We start from the raw sequence: 24,424 nt of genomic DNA, 5'->3' as shown, positions 1-24,424 counted from the left end.
TTTCGTGGGGATGACGGTTTCCGATCGCGTAGATCCGCCATGGTCGGGTGCGACGAGGGTGACTACTTCAGATGAAAGAAATACCACATTTTCACGTCTTAGCGCGAGAAACACGCGCAGTCAGGGCCGCCGGCCGGGAGTTTCGACACATGGAGCAGGTACGGGATGAAGTATGGGAGCGTGTCCGCGCCGAAGCCGAGGCCGACGCGCGATCGGAGCCCATGCTGGCCAGCTTCATCTACTCCATCATCCTGAACCACAGCACCCTGGAGGACGCCCTCAGCTTCCAGCTCGCCGGTAAGCTCGAAAGCCACACCCTCACCGCCGTCACCCTCCGCGACCTCATCGACGAGGCCTTCGACAGCGACCCCCGGATCGGCGAAGCCATCCGCGCGGACATGGTCGCGGTATGCGACCGCGACGCCGCCTGCAACAAGTTCTCCACGCCCCTCCTCTATTTCAAGGGCTACCAGGCGATCCAGGCCTACCGCGTCGCCCACTACTACTGGACGCGCGACCGGCACGAACTCGCGCTCTTCCTGCAAAGCCGCATCTCCGAAGTCTTCGCCGTCGACATCCACCCCGCCGCGCGCCTCGGGATGGGCATCATGATCGATCACGCCACAAGCGTCGTCATCGGCGAGACCGCCGTCGTCGAGGACAACGTCTCCATGCTCCACGAGGTCACCCTCGGCGGCACGGGCAAAATCATGGGCGACCGCCATCCGAAAGTGCGCCACGGCGTCCTGATCGCCGCCGGCGCCAAGATCCTCGGCAACGTCGAGATCGGCGAAGGCGCCAAAGTCGGCGGCGGCGCCGTCGTCCTCGAGGACGTGCCCCCGCACACCACCGTCGTCGGCGTGCCCGCAAAGCCCGTCTGCCACACCCGCTCGGAGCAGCCCGCCCTCGAAATGGATCACCGCATCTACGAATACGACTACGAAAACGGGCACGGCATCTGAACCCGCATCAGAGCAGCGGCGAAACCACCTTGCAGATCCCCTCGGTCCACTCCCGCGCCAGCGTCAGCCGTTTCGGCGTCCACGCCTCGCACACGGGGACATGAATCCGGATCCAGTGCTCGATGGCCTGAATCTCGGGCTTGCTATAGTGAAACAGCGCAATTTCGAAGTTCAGGTACATGCTCCGCATGTCGAGATTGGGCGACCCCGATACCGCCACCCGATCGTCGAAGAGCAGCAGCTTCGTGTGGATCATCCCCCCCGCATAGCAGTGGATCTTAACGCCCGACTCGTGCAGCCGCCGCAACACCGGCCCCCGCGCCCAATCGGGAATGCGGTGGTTGGATCGCTTCGGAAGCAGCACACGCACATCCCGCCCCATGCGCGCCTGGAGGCTCAGCGCCTTGACCATCGGCTCGTCCGGCACGAAATACGGCGTCACGATCCAGATCCGCTCACGCGCCTCCGTCATCGCCGCCACCAGCGCGTCGTGCATCGTGTCCTCCGGCACGTCCGGCCCGCTCACGGCCACCTGCACCATGCTGTGCCCGGTGGGCGCCGGGCGGGTCAGCGCCGCCGCGATCGCCTTCGGATCCGCGCCCGTGGCGTACTGCCAGTCGCTCAGAAACACCTCCTGAATATCCTCCACGGCGGGCCCCTCCAGGAAGACGCACGCGTCGAGAAAGCGCTGCGGATTGCGCCTCGGCCCCATAAAGTATGTGCTCAGGTTCATCCCCCCGACCATGGCTGAGGCGTTGTCCACCACCACGATCTTCCGGTGGTTGCGCAGGTTCGCCGACCAGCGCCGCTGGATCGGGAGCACCGGCAGAAACCGGCCCACCTCGCCGCCGGACGCCACCAGCGGGCGCACGAATCCACGCTGCGTCCACATCGATCCGAGGCTGTCCAGCAGGAGCCGCACCTTCACCCCCTCCTTCGCCTTGCGCGCCAGTGTCTCCACGACCGCCCGGCCCACTTCGTCCCGGCCCAGGATAAACGTCGTGATGTGGATCGTCTCCTGCGCGCTTTCGATCAGGGCAATGAGCCGGTGGTACGCCGTCTCCCCGCTGAAGTGCACATCGATCCGGTGCCCGCCGCGCGGCGGTGGCATCACGCCCGTGCGCAGCACGCGGTCCGCCAGGCACAGCGGGGGCACCGGCTCCAGATCGCGCCCCGTCTCCGCTTCGAAAAGATCCTGCTTGCGCTCGCGGATACGCCGGAATTTCCGTCCCCCGAACAGGAGGTAAAGCGGCACGCCCACATACGGGATCAGCACGATCGCCATGGCCCATGCCAGCGTGCCCCCGGGCTGCCGGTGCTTGCGCAGAACGTCCGTCAGCAGTACGAACGCGAGCAGAAAGCCGCCCACCGCGATAAAGTGCTCTATCAGGTAGTTCACGTTTTGCGTGTCCTCGCCATGCCGCGCCCCGCAAACGCGCCGGGGAGACGCGCGCCGCCCCGCGCGCCATGCCAGCGCACTCCAGTGTATCACACCCGCGGAATGTGCCGCGGATCAGGCCTCCCGAGGCCAGGGCAATCGCGTTTAAACGCGATCTCGGTATATGGACGTAAACTTGAGTCGATTGGGAACCTTGAATCAACGATAGTGAGCGTTTTGGAGCGCCGGCATCTCTGCCGGCAAGATCAGGGATTCGCCGCAGGCGAAATGCCAGCGCTCCAACACGCGCCCTTTTTAACATTGAAGATGGTTCATGGGGCGCTCGGCTCGAGTTGGAAGTTTAATCGCGATTGCCATGCTCCGGCGGCGCGTCCGGGCCGGGCGGGGGCGCATAGCCGCGCCGGGGCAAATCGATCCCGCCCAGGTAGATCTGCTGGCGCACCGCCAGGAAACCGAGGGCCACGATAATATTCCCCGCAAGCACCCCGAGGCTCAGCACAAGCGCCGGCGGGTACAGGCCCGGCAGCAGCAACACGAGCGCCGCCATCGCGATCGCGAACCCGGCCACACCCGCCGCGTGCAGGAGAAACAGCTTGATCGGGTTGAAGAGCACCACCGCCATGACGATGATCTGCAACGCCCGCAGCGTGTCCCGGACAAGCCGAACATGGCTCTGCCCCGTGCGCGGGTAATACGCTATCGGGCGGTAGACCACGTGGTGGCCCGTCTGAAACGCAATGATCGTGATGCTCGTCGTGAAGGAAAAGCCGCCCGAGAGCGCCGCCGCGAAGGTCGCGATCAGCTCGCGCCGCATCACGCGGAGGCCGCTGTTGATATCGGGAATGGGCTCGCCGACCACCCACTCGCTCAGCCGCTTGAACACCCACCGCGCCGCGCGCTTCAGCAGGTTCTGCTCGTAGTGGCGCCCTTGCCGCGCCCCCACGACCATGTCCAGGCCGCGCCCTTCCGCCTCGTCCAGCATCGCCGGGAGCTCCTCCACCGGATAGGTGCCGTCCGCGTCCGTAATCGCAACCCATGAATGCGCCGCGTGGCGGGAGCCCGTAAGCAGCGCGTTGCCATAGCCCTTATTCGTCGGATGCCCGATAACCCGCGCGCCCGCTTCTTCCGCTATCGCCGCGGTTTCGTCCGCCGAACCATCGTCCACCACCACGATTTCCAGGGGGTGGGGCGACCCCTCAAACGCCTTCCGGACCCCCTCGACCGTCTCGCGGATCGACCCGGCTTCGTTGTACGCGGGGATCACCACGCTGACTCCGGCCATGCCATTTGCCTCCGGGGGCGTCCCGTCGCCCCTGCCCGACTACCGGATCGAGTCTAGAGGGCCGCATCCCGGAATTGCAACCCCGACGGCGGTTCAGCCCGGAGCGCGCTGATTCTCGCCCGGCGTCTCCTTGACCAGCCCTACCGCGTCCCGGCGGATCCAGCAGGTGCGGTCGTCCGGCAACACCACATGCAGCCAGGCGCCACGGTCCTCGCGCACCCGGAACTCGGTGCCCGCGTGAAGCGGCTCCGCGAAGCTCGGCTGGTACGTCTCGCCGTCCCCCTTGCGCGCGACGGTCTCTTCCGCGAGAATAACCCCGAGAGGCTCGTTGCGGTAACTCCGCGCCTCCAGGGTAAGCGATAGAAAAAGGGCCGACGACGCCGCGCCAAGCACGAAAAGCGCGCCGTTCATCCCCGGACGCCGCGCGTAGAGGCGCGCGGCGGCCAGCGCCCAGAAGGCGATGAAACACACCGCAAAAATCCGGAGCCGGACGCCCGACGAGATGTCGTAGTGCCAGAAGAAGAGCGTATTCAGCACCTTCCGGCGCGCCGCCGTGGTGAACGCGTCCCTCCGCTGTTGCCGGACATAGGCCAGATTCTGCGCAAGATTCACGTTGTTGGGGATGTACTGCTCCGCGCGCAGGTAGTTGAGGATGGCCCGGCCGATATCGCCCCGCTGGAACCAGATATTGCCTAGGTTGTAATAGAGCCGGCCATTCTCGACGCCGCCCTCCCGTATTATCCGCTCGATGAGCAAGGTGGCCTTCTCATACTGCGCCTGAGCCGCCGCCGGATCCGGCGCGATGAGGCGGTTGCCCTCCTGAAACGCCGCCGTGGCCTCGCTCAAAAGCGCCTCCCGCGCGTCGCCGTCCAGCGCGCGCGCGCCCGGCGCCGAAAGGCCCGCCAGCGCGATCAGCGCCGCCAGCCAGCATGTACCTCGTAGCGCCCGCTGCAATTTCACGTGCCAATCTCCCGTTCGATGGACGCGACACAGTCACGGACCGATTCGAAGAAGCCCGTGGCCGATTCCGGCGTCGCGCCGCCCGCGTACCGGTGGGCCTCGCAGGTATCGAAGACCTTTCGAAGCGACGCCAGGCTCTCCTCGCCCGCGCCGCGCCGGCGCAGCGGCCCCTCCGCGTCGGCGTAGGTCAGGGCGCTCGCGTTCAGCCCGAGATGCGCGCCCAGATACCCCCGAAGGCCGTCCAGCGCGGCCGTGTAGGCGCCGGGGCCATCCCCCGCGCCCGCCAATGCCGCCTCAAGTCTCGCGCGCGCCTGGCGCCGCCGCCGGGTTTCCGCCCGAAAACCGCCCGCGCGTTGCGCCAGACGGCCCGCCGCCGCCGCGCCAAACAATAGGGGCGGAGCCAACAACAGCGCCCAGCTCCCCGGCGTCCGCATCCATACATCCGGACCGAAACGCTGGGGGCGAAGCGCGGCCGCGCCGGTAAAATTGTGCGCGATGCCGGCGTCCACCGCGACATGCGCCACGGTCCCCACCGCCTGCTGATACCCCTCCGCGTCCGCCGCGGTCACCACCTGGGTCTGCCGCACATCCAGCGGTATCGGATCCGTTGCCGCGACGGCGTATTCCCCCCGCTCCGGATCGAAGTAACTCAGCTGGATCGGCGGGATCTCCGTCACCTCCGCCGATTCGGCGCGAAGGGTCTGCGTGAACACCTTCCGCCCGCCATCCAGCCGTCCGGGCGCCATCTCGCTGGGAATGCGGAACCCGGACGACAGCGCCGGTTGGGCCTGGAGCGGCGGCAACTCGAAGGAAGCCAGGCCGGGCGGGCCCGAGAGCGTCAGCGTAAGCGTGATGGGATCCCCGACGTTCACCGAGTTGGGCGAGGCCGCCGCCGAAAGCTCATACGCGCCGACCAGGCCGCTGAAATCCGCCGGACGCCCCGCCGCCGGCAGCGGGCGCACCGTGAGGGTCAGGGCATTGCCCGGAACCACCAACCGCCGGAGGTCCCGCGAACCGAAAATGGAAAAACCTTCCAAGGGTGAGCGCCGCTGGCCCGATGGCGTGTCGAGCGATACCACCGGCTGGTCCAGTAGCACCTCGCCCGCCGCCCTGGGAACGATCACGTGCTGGAACACCAGCGTGATGTACTGCCGCCCGTCCGCGCTTTCATTGCCCCGCTCCGCGATGACCTCCGCGCCATTTACCGAGATCGCAAAATACTCCCGGCCGGACCGGCGCGGCGGCGTCACCGGCTCCGCAGCGAAATCGCCGGATTCCAGGGCGGGCATCGTGATGCCGAAACTCTGGACCTGCCGGCCGATGTAGAACGTGGTCGTCAACACCAGGGGCTCGCCCACATAGGCGGCATCCTTCGAAAGCGCGGCTTCGAGCTTGAAGCCATCCACGGGCTCCGGACGCCGCGCCCGCACGGAGACCGGCGCCGTGGAGAGTGTCTGGCCGCCGATATCGACTTGCACCGAGGGAATTTCCAGCATGCCCGGGCGCCGCGCGGTCAGCCGGTAATTCAACACATATTCGCGGCGGACCACTTCCGTCCGGCGGCCGTTAATGATCCGAATCGAGGAGCTGTTGCTCTGGCTGCCGCCGAGATACTCCACCGTGAAATCCCCCCCGATCCCGGAAAGATCGGGCGGCGTCGCGGAGGACGCGTTTTCCAGGTGAATCTGGTAGAAAAACGGCTCGCCCACAACGACTTCGTCGCGCTGGGCGACCGCCTTGATTTGGGGCGCCTGCTGCGCCCCGGCCGGCCACGCCAGCGCCACAACCCAAACAGCGACTATCGCAGGTCGGTACCACATGGCCTACCAATCCTTCTCAACGGGGCGGACGCGGATCATGCGCTGGAGGTTTCGTTGCTCCTTATTGCGCTGCTCCTGGTTGAGAATATCACGGGCCGTCGCGTCGGGGGGAGGAAGGTCTTCGGCTTCCTCGCCGGGTTCGGGCGCGGGCTGTTCCTGTTGCTCGCCGTCCGGCGCGTCCGGATTCGATTCCCCGGCCGGCGGCGTTCCATCGGAATCGCCCTCTTCGCCCGGCTCGCCCGGCTCCTGCTCGTTGGAGGAGTCGTCTCCCTCCTCCATCGCGTCGCGCGCCTTTTCCAGTTCTTCCAGCGCTTCCTGCTGCGCCTCATTGGCCGCCGCCGCGTTCTGCTCCTTCAGTTGCTCCTCCGCATCCCGCTGCTTCCGCGCCGCCGCCTCCGCGTGCTCGCGGGCCGCGTCCAGGCTGTCCTTACCGTCCTCGCCCTGGGATTGCATCCCCTCGGAAAGCTCCTCCGTCTTCTCGCGCGTGCCTTGCTGGTCCTGCGCCATCTCGTTCATCGCCTGCTCGCCGGGATCGGGCCGCTCCGGATCCTGCTGTTGCTCCGCCGCCTCCGCCGATTGCGCGTTCTGCGCGCGCTGCTCCTCGATTAGCTCCTCAAGCTTCTCCTTCACCTCGTCCCGCTGCCGCTGCTGTTCCTCCTGCTGCTGCTGGAGCTGCTCCTCAATCGCGCGAATGGTCCGGCGGGCCACCTCAAGATTGTATGCCGCGTCGTCAAATTCCGGGTCCCGCGCCAGCGCATCCTTGTAATACGCGGCGCTCCGGCGCAGGGTCTCGATCGCCGAAGCCGGGTTCTCCTGAAGCAGGCCCTCCGCCTCGGATAGCCCGCAATTCCCCAGGTTGTACGCGCTGCGCGCCTGCAACAGCGGATCCGCCGCGTGCAGCGCCGCCGCCTCAAACGATTCCCGCGCCCCCGCAAGATCCCCAAGCCTGAACTGCGCCGCGCCCCGGTTGAAATGCAATTCGGCGCTCTCGGGGCGCTGCGCGCCGATCGTCGTGTACGCCTCCAGGGCCTCCGCGTAGCGCCCCGCACGGTACAACGCGTTCGCGTCCTCCACGGCCGGGTTCGGAGCCGCCGCGGACGCTCCCGCGAGGATCAGGAACCCGGCGGACGCCAACATCACCTGGCTGAATACTCCTTTCATGGCGTTGCGGCCCTCCGGTCGCCCAAACCCGCTTCCGCGCAGAGCAGCAGAAGCGCGATCCCGAGGAATATCTGGAATTTCTCCTCGTAGCGCGTGATGCGGGTGTCTTCGAGCGATTTTTTCTGCGCGCTCGCAATAAACTCCTGGTAAATCGCGTTCAAATCGAAGGTCCCCGTCGCGACGTTCAAATACTTGCCGTCCGGGGTCGCCGCCGCCATCTCGCGGAGCGTATCCGCGTTGAGCCGCGTCCAGACCTCCTCGCCCTGGTACGTCAGGAACGTCCTCCGGCCCGATTCATCCGTGATCGGGACACGCTGCCCATGCGTTTCGTCGCCCAGGCCGATCGCGATAAGGCGTACCCCCGCCTCCCCGGCCTGACGCGCCGCCTCCACCGGGAAACTCTCCTGATCGTCGCCATCGGTAATAAGAATGACATCGCGGAACCCCCGATCCTTCTCGTCAAACACTTCGAGCAGCGCCTTGCGCAGCGCATCGCCGATCAGCGTGCCGCCGCGCGCAATATCATGCGGCCCGATTTCCTCGAGCATCATGCGGAAATACCCGTAATCGAGCGTGAGGGGGCATTTCACGGCGGACGTCCCCGCAAACGCGATGAGCGCGACGCGATCGCCTTCGAGCCCTTCAAGACAATCGCGGATCGCCAGCTTCGCGCGCTCGAGCCGGTTCGGGGCCAAATCCTCCGCAAGCATACTGCGCGACACATCGACCACAAAAACCACATCCCGCCCTTCCCGCCGCACGGTCTCCGGGATCGGGTTCCACGCCGGGCGCGCCAGGCCCACGATGATCGCCGCCGCCCCGAAAAACAACAGGGCCTGCTTCCAGACCCGGCGCCGCGGGTCCGGGGCGCGCCCGATGCGCCCCAGGAGCGGGGCCGCGACAAAGCGCTCGATCGCCTCCCGGCGCCGCCACGCCGCGTAGAACCACAGCGCCAGCAGCCCCGGCAGTATCCAGAGCAGGTGAAGCATCTCCACGTGATGAAACGTCATGGGTGCCTCCGAAGCCAGGTGGCCTGGAGCGCCGCCTCCGCCAGCAGCAGGATCAACCCGCCCAAGCCAAACGGCAGGAACCGCTCCTGGTAGTCCAGGTAGCGGAGAGACTCGATCTCGCTCGTCTCCAGCGCGCCGATCTCCTCATAGATCTCCCGCAGCGCGTTCCCCGACCCCGCCCGGCGATAAATCCCGCCCGTCAAGTCCGCCAGCCGGCTCAAGGAGTCCTCATTCAGGTTGCGCTGCTGCATCTGCGCAAGTTGCGCGAAGGGGCCGGAAAAGCGGCCCGTCTCCGGATCGTCGCCGATCCCGATCACGTAAACCTTGATCCCCCAGTCCTTGGCCAGCCGCGCCGCCTCCTCCGGCTCCATCTCGCCTCGGTTGTTCTGGCCGTCCGTCAGGAGAATGATGATCTTGCTCTTGATTTCGTAGTCGCTCCCGATCCGCGCGTTTACGCGCATCTGCGACTCCTCCGCCGTCTTCAGGCGCGCCGCCGCCAGGGCCAGCCCGTCGCCGATCGCCGTCCCGTCCTCGCTTTTCAGCTGCACCAGCTGTATGTCGTCCACCAGATTGAGCAGCGTGTCGTGCCCGAGCGTAAGCGGCGCGATCGTGTCCGCGTAGCCCGCAAAAGCCACCAGGCCGATCAGGTCATTCGGCCGCCCATCCAGCGAATCCCCGTTCCCCGCGACAAACTCCTTGAACACCCGCTTGACCACGTCGAGCCGGTTCATGACCTGGCCGTCGAACGCCATTTCCTCCGCCATGCTGCCCGAACGATCAAGCACCATCTGAATCGCGATGCCCCGGCTCAGGTCGCGCACCCGCTCCTGGCCCTGCTGCGGACGCGCCAGCGCCACGACAAGCAGCGCCAGCGCAAGATACCGGAGGGCCGGCAGCCAGCGCTGGCAGCGCACGCGCAGCGTGGTTTCCAGCGCCGCGAGCCGCGCCGTGCTCGAAAAGCGCAGCGACGCCGGACGGCGCCGGTAGTGGCTGATATAAAACAGGACGGGAAGCGCGAAAAGCAGCAGCAGGACCTGGGGCGAGGCGAAGTGCATGGCTCAGCCCTCCCCGCCGGCGCCGGACCGAATCCGCGCGGCGCGCTGGGCCGCTTCCGAGTCGATGATGAAGCGTTCGCAGGTGTCGAAGGTGTCGCGGATCTGCTCGGGCGTCGGCTCGGCCCGCGCGAACTTCACCAGGTCGCAGTGCCGCAGAAACTCGCGCAACAGCAACTGCTCCTGCAAGCCAAGCACGGCGTTGTCCTGAAGATCCGCCAGAAATTCCTCGGTGGTGCGCTCGGGCGCGCGCAATTGAAACTGCTCCTCCATGTAGCGGCGCAGCACGCCCGACACCGCGATGTAGTACTCCTTGTAGCGGCCCTGCTCCACAAGCCTCGCGCGACGGATAGCGTCCAGCGCCTCCAGCGCGCGCTGGTGCGGCGGCACGGGCGGGGCCGGCGGCGGTCCCGGCGGCGTATAGCGGAACCAGTACCAGTACCCCGCGCCGGCCAGGGCGGACGCGAGGGCGGCCAGCAGCAGATACAACCCCCAGGGCGGCGGATCGCGCAGCGCCACCGGCCCGGCTATCTCCCTGGGGGACGGCGGTTCGCCCGGAGCCAGGATCGGCGTCACCGTCACCGCGATCGCCTCCGTTTCCAGCGTCGCCTTCTCGTCGTCGCCCTCGCGCTCTTCCCAGTAGGTCAGCGCAAGCGCGGGGACCTCATAGGCGCCGTCCAGAAACGGTTCGACCTCGTACGTGCGGCGCCGCGCGATGCGATCGCCCTCCCGAAGCACCGGATCCGCGTCCCGAACACCGGACAGCGTGAACGCCTGGGGCGCATCGCGTTGGGGCGCCTCGGAATCGGGCCCAGCCTGCGGGGCCTCCGGATACGGCGGGAATTCCACCGAGTACCCGGCGTCGGCGATCGCGGTCAGGGTGACGGTCAGGGTCTCCGCGGTCGTCAGGGTATCCGCCGACACCGACAACTCAACGGTGATCGGCCCGCGCTCGTAGGTCCGGGTGACGCCCGCCTTCACGGCATCGCCAGCCCCCGAATCGGAGCCGCACCCGGCCACCAGGCCCGCGGCGAACGCAAGCGCCAGGACGGCTCCAACAAGGGCGCGCGGATAGTCGAATCGCAGGCGCGCCATCATCGCTTCTGACGCTCCCGCCGCTTGAAGAACCGGATCAGGTCCAGCAGGTAATCGTCGGACGCGCCCACTTCGATCAGGTCGATGTCCATCGACCGCAGGGTCTCGCGAAGCGCCCCGGCGCGCGCCAGGGCCGACGCCGCATAGGCCCGCCGCACCGACTTGCTGCCGGTGTCCACGGTGATCAGCGCCCCCGTCTCCGCGTCCTCCAGCTCGATCAGCCCGGCGTCGGGCAGTTCGTGCTCCCGCGGATCGCTCACCGATACCGCAATGAGATCGTGGCGGCGGCTCATGATGCGGAGCGTGCGCTCGTAGCCCGCGTCCTGGAAATCGCTGATCAAAAACACGACGCTGCGCCGGTGCAAAATCCGCGCGGCGTAGTCCAGCGCCGCGCCGATATTCGTGCCGCGCTTTTTCGGATCGAAGGCGAGCAGCTCGCGGATCAGCCGCAACACGTGCGTCGCGCCCTTCGCCGGCGGCACGAAAAGCTCCACCGCCTCCGTGAAGGCCACCAGCCCCACCTTGTCGTTGTTCTTGATCGCGGAAAAGGCCAGCAGCGCGCAGAGCTCCGTCGCCACTTCGTTCTTCAGGTTCGCGACGCTGCCGAAGCGGCCCGAGGCCGACAGGTCGACCACAAACAGTATCGTGAGCTCGCGTTCCTCCCGGAAGCGCTTGATGTACGGGTGGCCCGTCCGCGCCGTCACGTTCCAGTCAATCGCGCGGATGTCGTCGCCCGGCTGGTACTCGCGCACCTCGTCGAACTCCATGCCCTGCCCTTTGAACACGCTGTGGTATTCGCCCGCAAGCACATCATTGACCGCCTTGTTGGTCATGATCTGGATGTACCGGACTTTTTTCGCGAGTTCTTTGGAGATCATCGTGCGCCGTTCGATCGGGTTCGCGCGGGCTTGGCCGCCGCGCTCAGGGTACGTCCACGGTATCGAGAATACGCGCCACCAGATCCTCCGGCGTCTTCTCGTCCGCCTCGGCCTCGTACGTCGGGATGACGCGGTGGCGCAGCACATCCGGCGCGATGCTCTTCACATCCTGCGGGGTCACGTAGCCCCGGCCCTGGAGCAGCGCCTGCGCGCGAGACGCCATCGCAAGAAATATCGTCGCCCGGGGCGACGCGCCATACCGGATGTAACCGCCGATGTCGAGCTTGTACGCCGCCGGGTTGCGCGTGCATTCCACCAGGTTGACGATGTATTCCTCGATCTTCTCGTCCATGTAAATGTCGTCGGCCAGCAGCCGCAGCCGCGCGATATCCTCCGGCGTCAACACCGCCCGCACCGCGTTGCCGGGGGCCGACTTCGCCTGCGCCCGGAGGATCTGCAATTCCTCCGCCTTCGTCGGGTACGTCACCCGAAGTTTCAGCATGAAGCGGTCCACCTGCGCCTCGGGAAGCGGGTAGGTGCCCTCCTGCTCCACCGGGTTCTGCGTCGCCAGCACAAAAAACGGATCGGCCAGCTTGTAGCTCTCGTCCCCGATCGTCACCTGCTGCTCCTGCATCGCCTCCAGCAGCGCGCTCTGCACCTTCGCCGGCGCGCGGTTGATCTCGTCCGCCAGGATGACGTTCGCGAAAATCGGCCCCTTCCGTGTGATGAAGCCGCCCTCTTTCGGGTTGTAGATGAGCGTGCCGATCAGGTCCGCGGGCAGCAAGTCCGGCGTGAACTGAATACGGTTGAAGCTGCACTGCACCACCTGCGCCAGCGTCGTCACCGAAAGCGTCTTCGCCAGCCCCGGCACCCCCTCAATCAGCACGTGGTTGTTGCACAACAGCGCGAGCAACAGCCGGTCGATCAGGTACTCCTGGCCCACGATCACCCGCTTGATCTCCGAGCGAACCTGGTGCAGCAGCGCCGCCTCCTGCTCGACGCGCGCGCCGATTTGATTGACATCCACCGCCATGCTGGGAATTCTCCTTTGATTGTCACCCGGTTCCGGCCCGAACCGGCGGGAAGGGTTGTTCCGTATGTTCGCGCCGGGAAGCGGCGCCATTCCGGGCGGCGGGCGCCACCCCCTCCCGAGGCGTCTGCCCAGACCTCCACACCGGAAGGTAAGCAACTTATATGCCAGCCGATTTCGCGCCGGAAATCCGGCGGCTAACTGCGCAACCAATTTGAAGGGCTGACTTTACATGCCTCATTTCACTCACGCCACCCCGAAATGAGGCACGGCAGGCCCATACAGTAACCCCTGCGAACCAGGCGGGGCAAGCCCGGCCATCGCGCCGCAATCGCGGCAGAACGGTCGGATCATCCGCATCCTGGACACGCCATTCCACCCGGCGCGTGGATCCCAGATCGGCCATTACCCAAAGGACACTTACCCAAAGGACACTGCCATCCATTCTTCATTCGCGTACATTCACGTTAATTCGCGGTTCACCTTTAATTGGTTTCGGCCAAAGGCTGTCCTTCGTACTACTATCCGTCAATCTCTTGTTTTTGGTTCATCCGGTTTGAGCGTACGAGATTATTCACAGGCGTTTCTCCGTGCCCGAATTCTCCGGAACCGCCAATGTATGCCCGTTGGGGCCTCTGTCGGAGTAATCGTATCGACTGGTCTTTCGGCCCGAAGGGCCAGCGCAGCTCCCAGCCCTGGGCAACGCCCAGGGAACACGGGGACACCACCTTCCACGCCCTGAAAGGGCAGCGCAGTGGTGAGCCAGCCCAGCGTTTCTGAAATTCGACTGCGCTGCCCTTTCAGGGCGTATAAGAAACACACCACTCAAACCCCGGGCGTTGCCCGGGGCTGAAAACTGCATTGGCCCTTCGGGCCGAAAGCGTGCGCTGGCATCCAGTTCTGCTGCCGAATATACCGTCTGCGCTACAGACCAGGCCCAAGGAATCTTGTATTCGCATATAGCATCGCCGCCCGGAAAAGAGAACCGAGCAAACTACTCCTATTTGCCGCCATCGTTGCCGATGTACCTTCAAACCGGATGAGCCTTGTTTTTTCTGCAAGTTCTTTCGTTCAAAATCCATAGAACCATTTTTTGTAAAAGCATTTACGAAGCGAAAAATCCAGGGAGGATTTCCGGGCCGTTCCGCAAGTCTCGTGGACGAAATTCCTTTCTTGCCCACGGATTACACCGATGACACGGATTGGAGCGACACGCGAACCAAACGAGAAGAAGCAGCCCGCCACCCGATAAACCCCGCCACAATTCCGATGCTCAACAATCCGAACAGGCCACCTTGGAAACAGCACGCAGCCGCCGGCACACCCCAACGACCGAAATCATTTTCTATCCGTGTCATCAGTGCAATCCGTGGGCACAATTCTTGATCACCGCCCGCGCGGCTGCTCCCGATGCATTCGTGTGCATTGGTGTTCATTCGTGGTTAAGAATGCGCTCTCGATCATCCACCCAATCCATCTGCGTACCAGAAATCACCCTATGCGCTCTCTGCGTTCTCTGCGGTTAAAGCTATTCTCTTTTTTTTCTTCGTGGTCTTCGTGCCCTTCGTGGTGATCCCCTCTTCGGTTGCGGCCCAAGGCTGCGCCGGATTCTTTGTGTTCTTTGTGCTCTTTGTGGCGCCCAATCCGATCCCCCGCGCGCCGCGCACCTTGAATCACCATACAATTCGCGTTCATTCGCGTTCATTCGCGGTTCAGATTCTTTCGGTTGCGGCCAGACGCTGCGCTGCGCCCTTCGTGGCGTATCCCGTTGACTCAACCCCATTCGCCGGGTAGAATGCCGGGTATGAGACAACATGGGATTCGAACAAGCGTATTCCAGCGCGCGATAGCCACCTTCGTCGTCGCGCTGGCGCTCCTGAGCGGGACCGCCCGCGGCATCGATCTGGCCCTCTGTCTCTGTCCCGATCCCGCCGCCGTCGCGCCGAAGGCCGATTGCTGCCCCGAGCCCGCCACCGAGGGCTACCCGGCGGCGCCCACCCACGGCGAGATTCGCCCGCCGGGCGCCGCAAACGACCTCCAATGCGTGGAATTTCGGCTTGCGGGCGCCGTATGCGCCATGCACGCCCGCCCCGACCGCGCCCCGTCCGCCCCCGATCCCCTCAAGGCGCTCGCAAGCGCTCCCGCCGTCGCCCCCCGCGACGCGGACCAGCGCCGCGCCAGAGCGATCCCGCCACCCCGGCGAGCCGACAGCCGGATCCTGCCCTTCCCCTTGCCGCTGCGCATTTGATCGGCCGGCGAAGTCCGCGCGGGATGTTTTCCCGTCGCGGATCCGTCCCCGTGCTTTCCCCACCGGTAAGAACCCACCCCGCGGGAGTCCGATCATGCTTCAGCTTTCCCAATTTACGCAGGTCCGCCGCGGCGCCATCCTGCTTCTCGTTCCCTGCTTCCTGACCGCCTGTAACGTACCCGTCCTGACCGCCGAGACGCGCGACCCCAACCGCCTCTGGTGCAACGAGCATGATGTCTACGAGGACGATTGCTGCATCTGCCACCCCGAGCTCGCCGCGGTCCACGGACACGCCCCCGCCGGAGAACAGGAGCAGATTCAAGCTCGCGATCCCAATCGCCTCTGGTGCAACGAACACGGCCTGTACGAGGACGAGTGCCTCATCTGCCACCCCGAGCTCGCCGGGAAGAGCGGCGCCCCGTCAACCGCCGCAAAAGGGGGCCTGTTCTGCGGAGAACACGGCCTGATGGAAGTCGAATGCGGTATCTGCCACCCGGAATTGCTCGCCGGCCTCAACCCCGGGCAGGGACTCAAGATCCGTTTCCAGTCGATGGCGTCCGCGGAAAAGGCCGGCGTCCGAACCGGCTATCCGGCGCTCGCGGACTGGTCCGGGGGCGCGATGGTGCTCGGGCAGGTCGCGTTCAATAAGAACCAGCTCGCCTACGTCACACCCCTGCTCGACGGCGTCATCAAAGCCGTTCATGTCGACGCGGGTGACCGGGTCAAGGCCGGGCAGTTGCTCGCCGAAATCAGCGCGCCCGAACTGGCCACGGAACGCAGCGTATACGCGAAGGCGGCCGCCAACGTCGCCCTGTACCGCGAAGTGGTCGCACGCGCGCAGAAGCTCGTCGATCTGGCCATCGCGCCCCGCCAGGACCTCGAAATAGCCCGCGCCCAGCTGGCGGAGGCCGAGGCGGAACTCGCCATGGCCCGCCAGCGCATGCTGGACCTCGGACTGACGCCCGAGGAGGTGAACGCGCGGGGCGAGCGCGCCTCGGTGTTCCCCGTGCGCGCGCCTTTCGCGGGCACGGTAACGGAGCGCAACGCGGTGGCCGGCGCCGCGGCGGAATCGGGCGCGCCCCTCTTTCAGGTCGCCGACCTGTCCACCATGTGGATGGAGCTCTCCATTCCCGAGGGCCTCCTGATAAACGCCCGCGAGGGCGCCACGGTCACCGCCGAGTTCGACCCCCTCCCCGGCATGCGGATGGAAGGCAAACTCCAGTGGATCGCGCCGAGCGTCGACGAAACCACCCGCATGGTCCAGGCCCGCGCGGTGCTCGAGAACCCGGACGGCCTCCTCCGCAACGCCATGTTCGGCCGCGCGGAACTCGCCGGATCGGAGACCCGCGGAGCGACGGTCGTCGTGCCGCCCCAGGCTATCCAGTACGTCGACGGTTTCCCGGTGGTATTCGCCAAACTCGATCACGACCTGTACGAAACGCGCCTGATCCGTACGGGACCCGAACGGCGCGGCTCCGTGCCCGTCCTGGAAGGGCTGCGCGCGGACGAGGAAATCGCGCTGGGCGAAAGCTATGTCCTGAAATCCGAGCTGCTGAAGGCCCGTCTGGGCGCCGGCTGCGTCCACGACTGAGCGGCAACCGGAAAAGGACATCACCATGCTTCACCGCCTCATTGCGCTCGCGCTCGAAAATCGCGGGCTCGTGCTGCTGCTCTTTCTTCTCGCCGCCGGCTTCGGCGTATGGCGTCTGACGAATCTCCCCATCGACGCCTTTCCCGACACCACCCCGGTGCAGGTCCAGATCAACACCACCGCCCCCGCCCTGGGCCCGGAGGAAATCGAGCAACAGGTCACCCTGCCCGTCGAGCTGGCCGTCTCCGGATTGCCCGGGCTCGCCGAAGTCCGCTCCGTGTCCAAGTTCGGATTCTCCCAGGTCGTCGCAACCTTCACCGACGACACCAGCGTCTATGGCGCGCGCCAGTTCATCACGGAGCGCCTGAACACCGTGGAGCTGCCCGAGGGCATCGAACGCCCGCAGCTCGGCCCCATCGCCACCGGCCTGGGCGAAGTCTTCCACTACATGCTCCACTCGGACAACCCGGAACGCTCGCTCGAAGAACTGCGCACGCTGCACGATTGGGTCGTAAAGCCGGAACTCCTGAAAACGCCCGGCGTCGCCGAGGTCAACTCCTGGGGCGGCCACGAAAAGCAGTATCACGTCATCGTCCGCCCCGAAGCCCTCATCAAGTACGGGCTCGTCCTGCACGACGTGCACGACGCCCTCCTCCGCAACAACGCCAACGTCGGGGGCGGCCAGATCACGCGCGCCGGCGAATCCCTGCTCGTCCAGGGCCTCGGCCGCGTCGGCGCCATCGCGGAGATCGAGAACATCGTCGTAAAAGCCCACGGCGGCGCGCCCATTCGCGTGCGGGACGTCGCCGAGGTCCGCGCCGGCCACGAAATCCGCCGGGGCGCGGTCACCTTCCAGGGCCGGGGCGAAGCCGTGCTCGGCCTCGGGTTCATGCTGATGGGCGAGAACAGCCACGAGGTCACCCGGGCCCTGCGAGATCGCCTCGACATCGCCGCCGAGGCCCTGCCCGACGACGTGGACGTCACAATCGTGTATGACAGAACCGAGCTCATCGGCAACGTTATCGAGACCGTGCGCCACAACCTGGTGACCGGCGCGGTGCTCGTGGTTGTCGTGCTCTTTCTCCTGCTCGGCAATATCCGCGCCGGCATCATGGTCGCCCTCACCATTCCGCTCGCAATGGCCTTCGCCGTCATCGGCATGTACGAGCTCGCCATCGCGGCCAGCCTCCTGAGCCTCGGGGCCATGGATTTCGGCATCCTCGTGGACGGTTCGGTCGTCATGAACGAGGCCAACCTCCGCCGCCTGCGCGAGGAGCAGGCGCGGCTCGGCCGCAAGTTAACTTCCGCCGAACGCCTCGCCTGCGTCATCGCGTCGGGGCGGGAAGTCGCCCGCCCGGTCGCCTTCGGCATGGGCATTATTGCCGTCGTATTCGTGCCCGTGCTCGCCCTCCAGGGTATCGAGCGAAAGATGTTCGCGCCCATGGCCTGGGCCTTCATCTTCGCGTTGCTCGGGGCCCTCGCCATCGCGCTGTTCCTGTCGCCCGTGCTCGCCTACTACCTCCTCCCCCGGAACGCCCGCCCGGAAAGGCGCGGCCTCGGAGCACTCATCGCCGCCGTATACGCCCCGCTCCTCGCCGGCGCCCTCCGGATGCGGTGGATCATGGTCGCCACCGCCATCGCGCTGGTCGCGCTGGCCGCCGCCATCTCCGTGCGCCTCGGCGGCGAGTTCATCCCCCGGCTCAGCGAAGGCGCCGTCGTCGCCAATGTCATCCGCCTGGCCGGCGTCTCCGTGGAGAGCTCCGCAAGCTACAATACGCGCATCGAGCGCATCCTCCTCGACGAATTCCCCAATGAAATCAAGTACGTCTGGAGCCGCATCGGTTCCGCGGAAGTCGCCACCGACCCCATGGGAACCGAGCTCACCGACGTCTTCATCGCGCTCAACCCGCGCGATGAGTGGCGCAACGCCACGGCCCAGGCCGACCTCGCCGCCGCCTTCGAGGAGGTCCTGGGCGACCTCCCCGGCCTCAACATCGCCTACACGCAGCCGATTGAAATGCGAATGAACGAGATGATTTCGGGCATTCGATCCGACCTCGGCATCAAGGTGTATGGCGACGACTTCGACACCCTCATCCGGATCTCCGACGATATTCAGACCGTACTCCTCGGCATGGAGGGCGCCGTGGACATCTCCACCGACCAGATCACCGGACAGCCCGCGCTACAAGTGCGGATTGACCAGGAAGCCATCGCGCGCCATGGCGTGCCCGCCTCCGATGTGCTGGACTTCGTGCGGGCCATCGGCAGCATCGACGCCGGACGCGTCTACGAAGGCCAACGCGTCTTCCCCCTCGTCATGCGCCTCCCCGACGAATTCCGCGCGGACCCCGAACAGCTGGAAAAGGCGATCATACCCACCCGCGCCGGCCAGCTGCTCCCGCTCGGTCGCCTCGCCTCCGTGGAGACCGCCTCGACCCCGAGCACCATCAGCCGCGAATGGAGCCGCCGCCTGATCCGGGTGCAGGCCAACGTGCGAGGCCGCGACGTCGCGTCGTTCGTGGAGGAGGCCAAATCCCGCATCGCCGCCGAGGTGGACCTCCCCGACGGCTACGTGCTCGATTGGGGCGGCCAATTCCAGAACCTGGAGCGCGCCCGGCTGCGGCTGGCCATCGTCGTCCCCGTCACGCTCGTCCTCATCTTTATCCTGCTCTACCTGAGCCTCGGCCAGTTGCGCGATGTCCTCGTCATCTACACCGGCATCCCCTTCGCCGCCATCGGCGGCATACTCGCCCTCCAGGCACGCGGCATCCCCTTCAGCGTGAGCGCCGCCGTCGGCTTTATCGCCCTCTGCGGCATCGCCGTCCTGGATGGGCAGGTGCTCGTCGCCGCCATTCAGCGCGCGCGCGAGGAGGGCGCCGGCCTGTACGACGCCGTGAAGGCCGCCACGCGCGAACGCCTCCGCCCCGTGCTCGCCACCAGCATCACCGACGCCGCCGGCTTCCTCCCGATGGCGCTCTCCACGGGCTTCGGCGCGGAGGTCCAGCGCCCACTCGCCACCGTCGTCGTCGGAGGCATCCTCAGCGCGACCGTGCTCACGCTGTTTGTTCTGCCCGCGCTCTACGTCATGGCCCACGGGCGCGAAAAACCGCCGGCTCCATAGCAGGGGAATCGCATTTAGACTCGTTCTCGGTATATGGGCGTAGGCTCGAGTCGATTTGGAACCTTGAATCAACGATAGTGAGCGTTTTGGAGCGCCGGCATCTCTGCCGGCAAGGTCAGGGATTCGCCGCAGGCGAAATGCCAGCGCTCGAACACGCGCCCTTTTTAACATTGAAGCTGGTTCATGTGGCGCCCGGCTCGAGTTGGAAGTTTAAATGTGATTGCCCTGGTCTCCATAGGCGCCCGCGCGCCATGGAGACGCCCGGATCGGGTACAATGGCCCCATGAAGCCGTTTTTCCACGCCATTCTCCTCCTGTTCGCGCTGCCCGCCCTGGCGGCGCCCGCCGATTCCCTGCGGGAAGGGCCGTTTACCGTCACCTTCCATCCGAGTGACCGGGCGGCCGCGGAAGAGAGCCTCCGCTACCTCGTGGACGCCCAAAAGGAGTTCGAGCGCTTTCTCCCCCTGGGTGAAGAGCCGGTCGACGTGCACATCGCGCACAACGAGGAGGAATTTCAGGCTTTCACCGGCCCCTACGCCCACGTCGGGGTCAATGGCGTGACCATCGCCGAACGCAGCGCCATCGCCCTCAAATCCCCGCGCCTGCGCTCCATCGCCGACGACTACCGGGGCACCGTGCGCCACGAGCTCGTACACGTGCTCCTCCACCGGAACACCGATACACAGAAGCTCCCCCGCTGGCTCAATGAGGGCATATGCATGATGCTCGCCAACGAAATCCGCTGGGAAAGCAACGTCCCCGTAAGCTGGATGCACCTGACCGGACAAATCATCCCGCTGGACGAACTCGACCGCGTCTTCCGCCACCCCGAGGGCGACCGGGATTTTGGCAACGCCTACGCGCAGGCGCTCTCCATGACCCGTTACCTCAAGGACGCCGCCGGCGAAGACCGATTCTGGGAGATGGTCCGCGCCATGCGCTCCACCACCTTTGAGGGAGCCCTGGCCGGCGTGGCCGGCATGCCGCTCGATACCTTCTGGCATGGCTACACCGGAAGCCTCTGGAGCCTCTCGCTGATAACCACCCTCCGGACCGGCTCCTTCTGGGGCGTGCTCGCGGCGCTCTGTATCGTCGTCTTCGGCGTGCGCGTCATCCGCAACCGGCGCATCATACGCCGCTGGGAGCGCGAGGGCCGGGACAACGAACCGGAGCCCTTTGACTGGGACCGCATTCTCGAAGACGCCGAAGCCTGGAAGCGCGGCACGGATCCCAACCCTTGACCCCGCCCCGGCCGCTAACGCGCCCCCGAACGCGCCTGCTACAATACGCGTAATTCTTTAGCCGCATGAAGTTGAGTAGCAGTTTAACCACGAATGGACACGAATGGACACGAATAGGAATCCGAGATTCAGTTCCTCCGGCCTTTTCCCAGGCCCGCAGCCAGCCATCCAGGCAACAAGAAACCTGATTGGCTGCGGAGAACATAGATCAAACCTTTCGCCGCAACGAGGGAGTTTTCCCAAAGGTTCGCGCAGGCCCGCACAGATAGATCAGGAATACTCCCTCTCCTTACGCCAGGAGATCTCCTGATTCGAATACGAATCCCTCACCTGTGTAACGGTACCGGCTGTCTGTCTCTACGCTTCATCTGTGGCGGTCTGTGCAAATCCATGGGAAGATTCTCCTCTTCAAAGGCTCAAAGGCGGGCCTATTATCGTTCCACTTGGGTTCTCGAGCCCGGTCAACAGTCTCTCTTATTCGTGTGAATTCGTGTTCATTCGTGGTTGAAAATCCTCTTTGCTTCAGACGGCTAGACTGTTACCAATACGCTACCCGCAAGATAGGAAGTACCTGCCCATGAACGTGGCACAGACCCAGCGGCACAATAGACTCACCCCCGAGGAGATCGCGCGCTTCAACGTGCTCCCCGGCCGACCCTACCGCCTCGGCGCCGTGGTCACCGACAACGGCACCCGCTTCTCCGTCGTTAGCCGCTTCGCAACGCGGGTGTGGCTCTGCATTTACGCCGCCCGGGAAGACCTGGAACCCGCCTGGGAAGTCGAGTTCGACTCGCGGCGCGACCGCACCGGCGACGTCTGGACGATCTTCATCGAAAACGCCCCCCGCGTGCTCTACTACAAGTACCGGATGGATGGCCCCCACGCCCCGGAGGAAGGCCACCACTTCAATCCCCGCAACTTCCTGTTGGACCCCTACGCCAAGGCCTTCGCGGGCAACGTGTACGACGGCACGATCAAGTCCGTAACGGTCGCCGAATCCTACTATCGGTCCGGCGATCTGCGGCCCCGCACCCCCATCAACGAAACTATCATCTACGAAGTCCACGTGCGCGGCCTCACGAAACACCCCTCCTCCGGCGTCGCGCATCCCGGCACGTACCGCGGGCTGATCGAGAAGCTCCCCTACCTCAAAGACCTCGGCGTCACCGCGATCGAACTGCTCCCCATCCAGGAACCCGGCGAGACGCGACTCGGCCGGTGCAGCATCAACGGGCGCGAGGAACTGACCAATTACTGGGGCTACAACAGCATCGGTTTCTTCGCCCCCGCCGGCAACCTTGCGTGCAGCGCCGAAACCTGCGAGCACCTCATTGAATTCCGCGAAATGGTCGAGGAAGTGCACCGCGCGGGCCTGGAGGTCATCCTCGACGTCGTCTTCAACCATACCTCCGAGGGAAACGAGCGCGGGCCAACCCTCTGCTTCCGGGGCATGATCAACTCCATCTTCTACATGCTCGACGACAACGGCAGCTACCTCAACTATTCCGGCTGTGGAAACACCGTCAACTGCAACCACCCCCTCGTCCGCGACTTCATCCTCGATTGCCTCCGCTACTGGGTCTCCGTCATGCATGTCGACGGTTTCCGCTTCGACCTGGCCTCCATCCTCGGCCGCGACCAGGACGGCCAGGTCGTCGAGAACCCCCCGCTCGTCGAGCGCATCGCCGAAGACCCCGTCCTCCGCGACGTCAAGCTCATCGCCGAGGCCTGGGACGCGGGCGGAGCCTACCAGGTCGGCTCCTTCGGCGACCACCGCTGGGCCGAATGGAACGGGCGCTACCGCGACGACGTCCGGCGCTATTGGCGGGGCGACGCCTACACGCGCGGCGCCTTCGCCTCGCGCATGATGGGCAGCGCCGACGTCTATGAATGGGCGGGCCGAACCCCCGAGCACAGCATCAATTTCGTTACCTGCCACGACGGCTTCACCCTGCGCGACCTGGTAAGTTTCGCAAGAAAACACAACTGGACCAACGGCGAGGGAAACCGCGACGGCAGCAACGACAACATCAGCATCAACTGCGGCGTGGAAGGCGAAACGTCCAACGCCTGGGTGAACGGACTCCGCGCGCGCATGCAGAAGAACTACCTCGCCACCCTCTTCCTCTCCCTCGGCGTGCCCATGCTGCTCGGCGGCGACGAATTCGGGCGCACCCAGCGCGGCAACAACAACGCCTACTGCCAGGACAACGATATTTCCTGGTTCGACTGGACCCTGCTGGAGAAGAACGCCGAACTGCACGGCTTCTGCAAGGATCTGATTGCCTTCCGCAAAGCCCAGCCCGCCCTCCGGCGCCCAACCTACTTCCCCCATGTCGAGGACGCCGCCGAAGCCGAAGTCGTCTGGTTCGACGAACGGGGATCCGCCGTGGACTGGCAGTCGACCGACACGCAGCTGGCCTATATGATTCGCCCCCGGGCGAACGGCGGTGTCGCGCTGTACCTCATGTTCAACAACACCGAGGAAGACATCACCTTCCGGCTGCCCCCGGGTTCGTGGAACACACGCATCGATACCGGCCAGGACGCCCCCCGCGATCGCTATCTCGACGCCGCCGCGGCCCCGGCCCAGAACAGCGCCTTCGAATGCCGCGCGCGGTCCGTGGCCGTGCTCTCCCAGTAATCGCGCACCGCGCTACTGGAGGTAGACCTCGACGCGATCGAGGATAACGCCGGCGAGGATCGACGCCAGCCCGAAGCAGACCAGCACGCCATACAGCGCCACCAGCGCCTGCGCGAGCCGCTTGAGGCTGTGGCCCCAGGCATTCGCCAGCGGGAGCCCGCTCAACACGCCGAGCGGCAGGACAGACAAAAACACCAGGTAGAACGCCGCGCCCTCGTAAAACTGGAGCCAGGCCCACGACCCGAGCGGCGGAACAGGCCCCCCGGCGATCCGTTCATACCCGTACGAGATCAGCGACTCCGCCTTCCCGCCGCCCCAGCGCAACAGCACCAGCGCCACAATCGGCCCCGCGGAACGCCGCGCCACCGCCAGCCAGTCGATCGCGGGCCGCGCTTTCTCCGGTGTATTAAAATACCATTCCGCATAACCGACCAGATAGCAAAGCAGCGCAAGTGGGCCCACGAGCAGCCCGAGCGCGAACGCGGCGGCCCGGGCCATCCATGGCTCGGCCCCGAAGCGCGCGGCGTTGTGCGCGCACACCCCGAGCCACACCGCGCCGGAAATCGGCCCGGGAGCCGAAGCCCCAACCCGGATGTCCCCGCGCGGCGGACGCCGCAAGACGGACAACACGTCCTCGTCGCTGAGGGCGGGCCGCTGCAGCCCTTCCAGCTCGCGGTAGATCCCCAGCTGAATCTCGCGCAGGCGCTCCTGCCGCGCGGACGGCGCCAGGCCGGCGTCCAGCTCGGCGCCCATCTCCCGCAGGCGCCGCGCAATCAGCGCCTCCTGTCTCTGTGTAAGTTGCATTGCCTCGCGTTTCTTCCCGGCTGCGGCGATCGCGCCTCCCGATGCCTCCATCCGGCCCGGGATGCCCGCGCACCCGCCCCGAATGCCCGGGCAGTATACCCAATCCGCCCGCGCGCGCACCATA

17 protein-coding genes are annotated in these 24,424 nt (G+C 65.8%); 6 read left to right on the top strand and 11 right to left on the bottom strand.

The window, feature by feature from the left end:
* Positions 1 to 149 precede the first annotated feature (149 nt).
* Positions 150 to 962 carry a serine O-acetyltransferase gene (gene cysE / locus KF886_09005; protein MBX3177486.1) on the top strand — a complete coding sequence of 271 codons (813 nt, stop codon included), beginning with the start codon at positions 150 to 152 and terminating at the stop codon, positions 960 to 962.
* Between the two features lie 7 nt (positions 963 to 969).
* Here the strand turns inward: cysE and KF886_09000 are convergent, their stop codons facing one another.
* The 10 genes from KF886_09000 to KF886_08955 all read right to left on the bottom strand — a co-directional run bounded on the left by KF886_09000 (position 970) and on the right by KF886_08955 (position 12,652).
* A complete protein-coding gene (locus tag KF886_09000; GenBank protein ID MBX3177485.1) occupies positions 970 to 2,361 on the bottom strand; it encodes a PLDc N-terminal domain-containing protein in 1,392 nt (463 codons plus the stop codon).
* Between the two features lie 340 nt (positions 2,362 to 2,701).
* Complete coding sequence (locus KF886_08995) at positions 2,702 to 3,643, bottom strand: glycosyltransferase family 2 protein (GenBank protein ID MBX3177484.1); 942 nt, start codon at positions 3,641 to 3,643, stop codon at positions 2,702 to 2,704.
* A 93-nt stretch (positions 3,644 to 3,736) separates the two neighbouring features.
* Positions 3,737 to 4,603, bottom strand: a complete 867-nt coding sequence (locus tag KF886_08990; protein ID MBX3177483.1) for a hypothetical protein — start codon at positions 4,601 to 4,603, stop codon at positions 3,737 to 3,739.
* Positions 4,600 to 6,423, bottom strand: coding sequence for a protein BatD (locus KF886_08985; GenBank protein MBX3177482.1), 1,824 nt, complete (start codon positions 6,421 to 6,423; stop codon positions 4,600 to 4,602). Before KF886_08985 ends, KF886_08990 begins: the two co-directional genes overlap by 4 nt.
* A gap of 3 nt (positions 6,424 to 6,426) precedes the next feature.
* A complete protein-coding gene (locus KF886_08980; GenBank protein MBX3177481.1) occupies positions 6,427 to 7,584 on the bottom strand; it encodes a tetratricopeptide repeat protein in 1,158 nt (385 codons plus the stop codon).
* Entirely contained in the window at positions 7,581 to 8,594 is a 1,014-nt protein-coding gene (locus KF886_08975; GenBank protein MBX3177480.1) for a VWA domain-containing protein, read from the bottom strand. Before KF886_08975 ends, KF886_08980 begins: the two co-directional genes overlap by 4 nt.
* Positions 8,591 to 9,649 carry a VWA domain-containing protein gene (locus KF886_08970; protein ID MBX3177479.1) on the bottom strand — a complete coding sequence of 353 codons (1,059 nt, stop codon included), beginning with the start codon at positions 9,647 to 9,649 and terminating at the stop codon, positions 8,591 to 8,593. Before KF886_08970 ends, KF886_08975 begins: the two co-directional genes overlap by 4 nt.
* Before the next feature lie 3 nt (positions 9,650 to 9,652).
* Positions 9,653 to 10,744 (bottom strand): DUF4381 family protein, encoded by a 1,092-nt coding sequence (locus KF886_08965; protein ID MBX3177478.1) that lies wholly within the window; start codon positions 10,742 to 10,744, stop codon positions 9,653 to 9,655.
* Complete coding sequence (locus tag KF886_08960; protein MBX3177477.1) at positions 10,741 to 11,619, bottom strand: DUF58 domain-containing protein; 879 nt, start codon at positions 11,617 to 11,619, stop codon at positions 10,741 to 10,743. The genes KF886_08965 and KF886_08960 overlap by 4 nt, the downstream gene beginning before the upstream one ends.
* Positions 11,620 to 11,662: 43 nt before the next feature.
* Positions 11,663 to 12,652, bottom strand: a complete 990-nt coding sequence (locus KF886_08955; protein ID MBX3177476.1) for a MoxR family ATPase — start codon at positions 12,650 to 12,652, stop codon at positions 11,663 to 11,665.
* A gap of 1,801 nt (positions 12,653 to 14,453) precedes the next feature.
* Here KF886_08955 and KF886_08950 point away from each other — a divergent pair.
* From KF886_08950 to glgX, 5 genes are all read left to right on the top strand, one after another.
* Positions 14,454 to 14,897: a hypothetical protein gene (locus KF886_08950; protein ID MBX3177475.1), complete on the top strand. Its 444-nt coding sequence runs from the start codon at positions 14,454 to 14,456 to the stop codon at positions 14,895 to 14,897.
* 94 nt (positions 14,898 to 14,991) lie between these two features.
* On the top strand, positions 14,992 to 16,488 hold the full coding sequence (locus KF886_08945) for an efflux RND transporter periplasmic adaptor subunit (protein MBX3177474.1): 1,497 nt from the start codon (positions 14,992 to 14,994) through the stop codon (positions 16,486 to 16,488).
* A gap of 25 nt (positions 16,489 to 16,513) precedes the next feature.
* Positions 16,514 to 19,612: an efflux RND transporter permease subunit gene (locus KF886_08940; protein ID MBX3177473.1), complete on the top strand. Its 3,099-nt coding sequence runs from the start codon at positions 16,514 to 16,516 to the stop codon at positions 19,610 to 19,612.
* Positions 19,613 to 19,895: 283 nt separating this feature from the next.
* A complete protein-coding gene (locus KF886_08935; GenBank protein MBX3177472.1) occupies positions 19,896 to 20,852 on the top strand; it encodes a hypothetical protein in 957 nt (318 codons plus the stop codon).
* Positions 20,853 to 21,429: 577 nt separating this feature from the next.
* Positions 21,430 to 23,496, top strand: coding sequence for a glycogen debranching protein GlgX (gene glgX / locus KF886_08930; protein ID MBX3177471.1), 2,067 nt, complete (start codon positions 21,430 to 21,432; stop codon positions 23,494 to 23,496).
* A 12-nt stretch (positions 23,497 to 23,508) separates the two neighbouring features.
* Here glgX and KF886_08925 read toward each other — a convergent pair whose 3' ends face one another.
* Positions 23,509 to 24,300, bottom strand: a complete 792-nt coding sequence (locus KF886_08925; GenBank protein MBX3177470.1) for a hypothetical protein — start codon at positions 24,298 to 24,300, stop codon at positions 23,509 to 23,511.
* Positions 24,301 to 24,424 lie beyond the last annotated feature (124 nt).

The organism is Candidatus Hydrogenedentota bacterium (assembly GCA_019637335.1).
In the GTDB taxonomy this organism is placed as follows: Bacteria; Hydrogenedentota; Hydrogenedentia; order Hydrogenedentales; family JAEUWI01; genus JAEUWI01.
Note: the sequence above shows the minus strand (reverse complement) of the source record. Positions and strands in the feature narration are given on the sequence as shown.

Bases quoted from the DNA above. Each gene is read 5' to 3' on its own strand.
- KF886_08950 (MBX3177475.1), top strand. From the start codon at position 14,454: ATGAGACAACATGGGATTCGAACAAGCGTATTCCAGCGCGCGATAGCC.
- KF886_08995 (MBX3177484.1), bottom strand. From the start codon at position 3,643: ATGGCCGGAGTCAGCGTGGTGATCCCCGCGTACAACGAAGCCGGGTCG.
- KF886_08985 (MBX3177482.1), bottom strand. From the start codon at position 6,423: ATGTGGTACCGACCTGCGATAGTCGCTGTTTGGGTTGTGGCGCTGGCG.
- KF886_08970 (MBX3177479.1), bottom strand. From the start codon at position 9,649: ATGCACTTCGCCTCGCCCCAGGTCCTGCTGCTGCTTTTCGCGCTTCCC.
- KF886_08925 (MBX3177470.1), bottom strand. From the start codon at position 24,300: ATGCAACTTACACAGAGACAGGAGGCGCTGATTGCGCGGCGCCTGCGG.
- KF886_08940 (MBX3177473.1), top strand. From the start codon at position 16,514: ATGCTTCACCGCCTCATTGCGCTCGCGCTCGAAAATCGCGGGCTCGTG.
- KF886_08960 (MBX3177477.1), bottom strand. From the start codon at position 11,619: ATGATCTCCAAAGAACTCGCGAAAAAAGTCCGGTACATCCAGATCATG.
- cysE (MBX3177486.1), top strand. From the start codon at position 150: ATGGAGCAGGTACGGGATGAAGTATGGGAGCGTGTCCGCGCCGAAGCC.
- KF886_08965 (MBX3177478.1), bottom strand. From the start codon at position 10,744: ATGATGGCGCGCCTGCGATTCGACTATCCGCGCGCCCTTGTTGGAGCC.
- KF886_08975 (MBX3177480.1), bottom strand. From the start codon at position 8,594: ATGACGTTTCATCACGTGGAGATGCTTCACCTGCTCTGGATACTGCCG.
- KF886_08955 (MBX3177476.1), bottom strand. From the start codon at position 12,652: ATGGCGGTGGATGTCAATCAAATCGGCGCGCGCGTCGAGCAGGAGGCG.
- KF886_08980 (MBX3177481.1), bottom strand. From the start codon at position 7,584: ATGAAAGGAGTATTCAGCCAGGTGATGTTGGCGTCCGCCGGGTTCCTG.
- KF886_08935 (MBX3177472.1), top strand. From the start codon at position 19,896: ATGAAGCCGTTTTTCCACGCCATTCTCCTCCTGTTCGCGCTGCCCGCC.
- glgX (MBX3177471.1), top strand. From the start codon at position 21,430: ATGAACGTGGCACAGACCCAGCGGCACAATAGACTCACCCCCGAGGAG.
- KF886_08945 (MBX3177474.1), top strand. From the start codon at position 14,992: ATGCTTCAGCTTTCCCAATTTACGCAGGTCCGCCGCGGCGCCATCCTG.